The sequence below is a fragment of the Bartonella sp. MM97QHHN genome, assembly GCF_042194285.1.
Classification (GTDB): domain Bacteria; phylum Pseudomonadota; class Alphaproteobacteria; order Rhizobiales; family Rhizobiaceae; genus Bartonella.
Map to the genome: position 1 here is coordinate 1 of NZ_JBHIMS010000005.1, position 6,614 is coordinate 6,614.

At 41.8% G+C, this 6,614-nt stretch carries 6 protein-coding genes; all 6 read left to right on the forward strand.

The window, feature by feature from the left end:
* Positions 1 to 1,342: hypothetical protein (locus ACFIJW_RS00060; RefSeq protein ID WP_375632650.1), on the forward strand; the 1,342-nt coding region annotated here is incomplete at its 5' end.
* Positions 1,342 to 1,767: a hypothetical protein gene (locus tag ACFIJW_RS00065; RefSeq protein WP_375632652.1), complete on the forward strand. Its 426-nt coding sequence runs from the start codon at positions 1,342 to 1,344 to the stop codon at positions 1,765 to 1,767. The genes ACFIJW_RS00060 and ACFIJW_RS00065, both read left to right, overlap by 1 nt.
* Before the next feature lies 1 nt (position 1,768).
* Positions 1,769 to 2,605, forward strand: coding sequence for a hypothetical protein (locus tag ACFIJW_RS00070; protein ID WP_375632654.1), 837 nt, complete (start codon positions 1,769 to 1,771; stop codon positions 2,603 to 2,605).
* 7 nt (positions 2,606 to 2,612) lie between these two features.
* Complete coding sequence (locus ACFIJW_RS00075; RefSeq protein WP_375632656.1) at positions 2,613 to 4,070, forward strand: hypothetical protein; 1,458 nt, start codon at positions 2,613 to 2,615, stop codon at positions 4,068 to 4,070.
* 8 nt (positions 4,071 to 4,078) lie between these two features.
* Positions 4,079 to 6,220 (forward strand): glycine zipper family protein, encoded by a 2,142-nt coding sequence (locus tag ACFIJW_RS00080; protein ID WP_375632658.1) that lies wholly within the window; start codon positions 4,079 to 4,081, stop codon positions 6,218 to 6,220.
* A partial coding sequence (locus ACFIJW_RS00085; RefSeq protein ID WP_375632660.1) for a transglycosylase SLT domain-containing protein occupies positions 6,213 to 6,614 on the forward strand: 402 nt, incomplete at its 3' end. The genes ACFIJW_RS00080 and ACFIJW_RS00085, both read left to right, overlap by 8 nt.

Here is a 6,614-nt window from a genome sequence, read left to right on the forward strand (position 1 = left end):
TGCAATGGTTGTGTCTCATGCTTTGGAAGAAAAGCCTTTGGGGTGCATAGCGTTTAGAAGTGGCAATGGTGTTAAGATAATCGTAGGAGGCAAGCAAAAGCTTTACAGTTATGATAGTCAAACGAAGGGGTGGAAGGACATAAGTCAAAGTGGTGTGACTTATCATGCGCATGAAGATAATCAATGGTCGTTCGCTTTGTTTGGTCAAAGAATTATTGCGGTGAATAAAAATGATAAACCACAAGTTTTTAATACCCATAGTTCTGAACGATTTGAAGATTTAGGAGGCAATCCCCCGAAAGCAGGCTTGGTGAAGGTTTGGGGACCTTTTGTTTGTTTGATGCAATTGACAGATCACCCCAATCGCATTCATTGGTCAGGTTTGGAAGATGCAACCCATTGGACAGTTAAGCAGAAAGATTGCGATTTTCAAGATTTTCCAGATGGAGAATATGTTCAAGGGTCTACGGAATCGACTAATCCCCTCATTTTTATGCGTTCTGCTATTTATGCAGGAACCTTTGTTGCGGGTTCTAAGATTGTGTTTACGTTTCAAAAGATACAAGACAAGCGCGGAGCCCGTAGTGCGTCCTCTATAGCATGTCGAGGGAGTGATGCTTTTTTTGCTGGTGATGGTGGTTTTTATCAGATGAGTTTGGATGGTCAACTTTTGCCGATAGGCTTTGAGAAAGTTGATAGAACAGTTTTTAAAACCTTTGATAAGTTTGCTCTTGATGAGATGCAAGGGGTTATAGATCCCATTGATAACCGGATTTACTGGTCCTTAAAGAGAGGCAATAACGAGCAAACGACCTTTGTTTATGATTGGGGATTGCAGAAATGGTCGACGCTACAGGGAAAACCTTTCACGTTGTTTCCAGTATTTACGACAGGTTATACTTTAGAACAGTTAGATGAGATCTCGATCAATCTTGAGACATTGCCGGCTTCTTTAGACAGCCCTCGTTGGCAAAGTGGCGCCCCAATGCTTGGTGCTTTTGATGATGAAAATAGACTTGTTATGTTTACGGGAGCACCGATGGAGGCAACGGTTGTTTCGCAAGAATTGGGAGCACCAGATGGAAGTTTTAACTTTATCACGAAGATGTTTGCTGAAGTTGATACGACGGAAGGTCTTTTAAGCATAGGAGAGCGTCGGCTTCGCAATAATCAGACGCCGATTACATGGCACCAAGAGAGGGCATGTTCATATGTCACGGGCGCTTATCATGGTCGTTCGCGCAATCGTTATCACCGCTTTAAATTGCGTATTCCTGAAGGTGTTCATTGGAACCAAATCACAGGATTTAATGTGGATTTACGTCCTTTAGGCAGAGGGTAATGGCAAAAGTCTTTTTGACCACGTCTTGGGATATGGAGCGTATAGCACCATACCTTGAAGACATCATTGCGTCGTTTCGCGAGTATGTGGAACGTTTTAAACATGAAATCACGTTGCAAGAGCTCCTTGAAGCGATTTGCAGTGGCAAGAAACAGTTATGGCTTGTTTTGGATGATAACGAGCGCTTTTTAGCGGCATTCACGACCCAGATACAGCAGACAGTTTTAGGAAAGAAGCGCGCACTGATTTGTGAATGTAGTGGCAAGGGCATTCTTGATCAAGTTGACAATTTGCAAGTTGTAGAGGATTGGGCGCGTGAGAATGGTGCTTCTGAAATGGAGATCTTGGGTCGTTTAGGTTGGAAACGTGCACTGAACAAACAAGGTTATGGCATAGATATGCTTTATTATAGGAAGGAATTGTGACATGGGGAGCAGTAGACCAGCAACGACAGAACAGAAGCAGGTGCAGACAAGTGCCCCTCCTGCTTGGATGCAGAATGTCTTTAAGCGAGGTGGTGCGGATGCGTATAATCTGTATGATACAGGGGCGGGTGGGAATGTTTATGGTGGTCCTCGTGTAGCGCCGTTAAGTGATCAAACGCGCTATGGAATTGGTGGTCTTGGAAGTATTCCACAGCATTATCAAAATCGCTCTTTGATGAATACGATTTACAATCCAACGTTGACAGCAAGCAATCTTGGAAGAGTGGCTTCTGGTGATATGGTTGGACAGAATCCGTCTTTTAATGCCGCCCTTCAAAATAGCTTAGACCGTGTAAGAGATACGATTAACAGCTCTTTTGCAGGTGCGGGTCGTTATGGGTCCGGTGCACATGCAGGTGTATTAGCAAATGAACTTGGTGCTTTGTCCACAAGTGCTACAGCAGACCAGTATAATCGTGATGCGGATCGCATGATGCAAGCCAATGCCATGATAGACCAAGCCAATCAAAATCAATTGGGCGCCTCAAATAACTTCTTACAGGGTTATGGGAATGCCTATTCCAATGCCATACAAGGGGGAGGTGTGCTTGATGCCCACAATCAACGCCTTGTTGATGCCAATAGAGAACGTTGGCTGGAACAAGACAATAGCGGCTGGAATAGGTTGAATATGCTTATGAACGCCGGTCATGGCTTTGCAAGGAATTACGGCACGACAACGAATAATGTGTCAGAATCTAAGATGCATGGTAACGACCCTTGGAAGAACGCTATAGGGATTTTAGCTAGTATTGCTAATTTTGCAGGAAAAAAGTGAGGTAGTTATGCAAAATAGTAACGATAACATTTTATCAAGACTTCTTAAGTCTATGCATGTAATGAGCCAATATGTACCACGTATACGTTTCAACGATCTAGAAGACGCCAAACAACAGGCAAATAATTTACCTTATTTAACCCCTTCTTCCCCTATAGCAACTTTTGGTTCACAATCAAATCCTTTAAGTTTAGCTAAAAATACTTCACCTTTACCAGATGTAAGTTCGTCTTTAAGATCGGCAGGCAGAAAACCGTATGTACCGTCTTCAGTCCCTTCTTTACCAGTAGCGACCTTTGGTTCACAACCAAATCCTTTAGGTATTGAACCTTTGCCTAATGCAATTGAAACTTCAGATTTGGCATCATTGAAACCAAAGCAGTCTCAATTACCAGAGCCTATTTCATCTGTAGAACCACAGAAGTCTGTACAGCCACAACAGAGTACTGTTCCTCACCAAGATACTGGTTCTCAACAGAGTTTTTGGGATTACTTGCGTAGTCCTGAGTTTTTACAAAGATTATCAGATTATGGGATTGGTTATGCATTATCAGATGGGACGATAGCACAAAGTTTAGCGAATGCAGCTATGAATCTTCGTCGTGGTGATATGGAAAGAGAAAAAAGAGGACAGGTTAATCAGACCGTCGAATACCTAAAATCTAAAGGGTACAGTGAAGAAGAAGCTGCTATTATGGCACGTAATCCGCAAATGCTTAGTGCGATGCTAACAGGTGGTGATAAACCTCAGTTAGATAAAGGTTATGAATGGGATCCCAATTCACAACTAGGTGAACGTAGAGCGAGACCGGTTAAGGGGTCGATGCAGGAACTTGAGTATAATCAAAAACTACAAGCCCAGAAAGAGTGGGAGCATAAAAAGAGAAAAAATATGCTTCTCACCAAACAGCAGGCACGCATAGGAATAAATGCTATTCAGGATGCTATTAAAATTATAAAAGAAGGCTTTGCGACAGGATTTGTTGGGTGGGGATCGAGAAATGTTGGAGGATCTCCTGCATATGAATTAGAAAAATTATTTGATACGATTAAGGGTGGTGCTTTAAAGGCGGTATTTGAGAGCTTAAAATCGATGGATCCTAAAGGAAATCTTAGTGTTGGTCCTATATCAGATCAAGAAAGCCGTAATATGATAGCAACTTTTGGTTCTTTGGATGCTGGACGTAAGGAAGAAGGATTATTAAAAACTTTAGGAATGCTTGAAAAAACATTAGTTGCTTTAAATAAACTTGATGAGACCCAATTATATAATTGGGTAACAGGGCAGCCTATCAATACGCCTAAAGAAATCTCTGATCAATATTTCGCAGATTCGCCGATGTCACAAGGAGGTAGTGAAAATATTCCTATAGTGAAAAGTACAGAAGAGATTGCAGCTCTACCAAAAGGACAAAAATTTTTTATTATTGATGCCAATGGTAAAGCGGTTCCTTTTATAAAATAGGTTGTGCTATGTATGAATATAAGAATTATGATAAATCACTTCTTCCAGAATGGGCTAGGAAATATAAGGTAATTGGTCCACCCCAAGATATTTCAAATATTCAAACAGCTACAGATTATCCTGAATATAAAGATTATGATAAATCACTTCTTCCAGAATGGGCTAGGAAATATAAGGTAATTGGTCTACCCCAAGATATTCCAAATCATTCATCTTTTGCAGATTTTCATGGCAGTCAAGACCCCAAAACTACAACAGATGATTTTTCATTTGATGATAAAGATCTTACGTGGTGGGATGCACTAAGGAGTCATGGGATATCTGGTTTGACAGCAGGGTATAGTGATGAGATACAAGCGGCGAATGAAGCAGGTTTTACGGATTATTGGCGTGGTGATAAGAAAGCAGTAGAGGTTTATAACAGAAGAGTAGCCAAGGAACGCGCTTACCAAAAAGCCTTGGAAGAGAAATATCCATGGTTGTCTTCTGGTGCTTATATTGCTGGTTCGATTTTACCAACAGCACTTTCATTTGTCCCTGCGCTTAGATTTTTGAAAGTAGGTACTGCGGCATCAACATTTGGAAATCTTGGTAAGGCGGCAGTTTTAGGAGCAGGTTCTGGCGCTTTGCATGGTTCTGGTGCGGGAGATGGTCTTTATGACCGCCTTGCTTCGGCAGGGATTGGTAGTGGGATTGGAGCAGTTGCTGGTCCTGTTGGTTCTCTTGCTGGTACCGTTGTTTCTTCAGGATTGAATAAAGCGTTAAGAAGCATGCAAACAGCTCCTTTTGTAAGAAGGCATTTTAATCCTGCTCATAAGGAAGTTCAAACTAAAGTAGTCAGAGAAGTTGCAAAAACATTATATGATGATGGTGTTGAGAATGTTGCTGAACATCTTGCAAATGCACCACGCCATGCATTTTTGACAGATATTAGTCCGAATTTAGAAGTATTGCTTGCGAATATGGGGACAACAAATACGCGTGTTTCTGAACTTTTGAAAAGAGCCCATGAAGGACGGATGCAGGGAGCAGTTCAGCGCCTTGGTCAATCGGCAGATGAAAACATTACCCCTCTCCAAGATACGAAAGTTTTAAAAAGGTTGCTTAAAGAGCAAGGGGAAGAAGCACATGGTTCTCTCTATGCACAAGCCTATCGTACTCCAATAGAAAAAAGATATTATCCAGCTCTTAATAGGCTTTTTAAACAAGAAGGATTTCAAGACGCTCTTAAGCACGCTGTCAAAAAGTTAGAAAGAGACCCCCGCACAGCAATACCTCAACGATTCTATGCAAAAGAGTTTAGCCATATCAATTATAAACCTACAATGGAGTTACTAGATCGAAGCAAGAAATCCCTTGATGTTTTAATCAGAATGAATCGAAAGCTTGGTGATGAAGAAGGGGCTTCTACATATCAAATTTTGAAGAACAATTTGGTAAAAATAACGGATAAAATTTCCCCTACTTATAAAGCAGCTCGGGGTAGCGCAGCAAAATACAAAGGCTTTGCAGAAGCTATAAGCCAAGGCAAAAAAATTGTAGAAAGAGATGTATCTGGAGAAGGGATTGCAGAAGGTCTTCGTAAAGGAGCTATGCCGGATGGTCTCAATACTTATCGCGTAGGGATGCGAGATTATATCGATGACGTATTAGAAAAATCCCGCCCTGTTAATACACTTTCGAATATTTTACAAACGGGTAGCGTGTCTAAAAACCTTAGCAGGTCTTTAAATCCTAAAAACATTAAAGCGTTTAGAAAAGCTGTAGATGACGAAAGGTTCTATGAAGATGCGGCGCAAAGAGCACTAAAGCCATTTCAAGGAACGCCAGAGGCTTCTCCTTTAACAGGTGTTCATATTCCGTATGGAAAAGTTAGTACAGCACGTGCTGGGGCAAAAATTACTCAAAATATTTTATCTGATACGATTAGAAAATTGCCTCAAAAAGAGAGACAAATATTTGAACGGGATATAGCAAAGTTAGCAACTTTTGGCGTTAAGGGTATGAACCAGCAGGAAGTTGCTCAAATGGTACAAAGATTTATACGATTACATAAAGCAGGAATTGGTAATGAACGTTTCTGGCACTTTGTTTCTTCGGCACTGATGGGAGAAGCGGGCAGATTTGCAAGGAGTAAAATCTATGGCTAGATATAACCCTTCAGTCGATCAAGCGATCCGTCAAGCAGCAGCGCGTTATGGTTTGCCAGAGAGTTATTTGTACCGTGTTGCGCAAGTTGAAAGTGGAGGCAATCCGAATGCAAGGAATCCCCGTTCTTCTGCGGGTGGGTTGTATCAATTTATAGACAGCACCGCCAAACAATATGGTTTGCAGGATCGTTTTGATCCCATGCAAGCGGCAGATGCCATGGGGCGGTTGACGCTTGATAATCGCAATCATTTAAGCCGCCTGTTGGGAAGAGCGCCTAGTGAAGCGGAATTGTATTTAGCACATCAACAAGGTGCAGGAGGAGCCGCGCGGCTTCTTCAAAATCCCCATGCCAATGCGGCGCAAATTGTTGGGAGCAATGCGGTTGGCTTGAAT

Excerpts from the sequence above, each read along its gene's own strand:
- ACFIJW_RS00065 (WP_375632652.1), top strand. The coding sequence starts at position 1,342 with ATGGCAAAAGTCTTTTTGACCACGTCTTGGGATATGGAGCGTATAGCA.
- ACFIJW_RS00070 (WP_375632654.1), top strand. The coding sequence starts at position 1,769 with ATGGGGAGCAGTAGACCAGCAACGACAGAACAGAAGCAGGTGCAGACA.
- ACFIJW_RS00075 (WP_375632656.1), top strand. The coding sequence starts at position 2,613 with ATGCAAAATAGTAACGATAACATTTTATCAAGACTTCTTAAGTCTATG.
- ACFIJW_RS00080 (WP_375632658.1), top strand. The coding sequence starts at position 4,079 with ATGTATGAATATAAGAATTATGATAAATCACTTCTTCCAGAATGGGCT.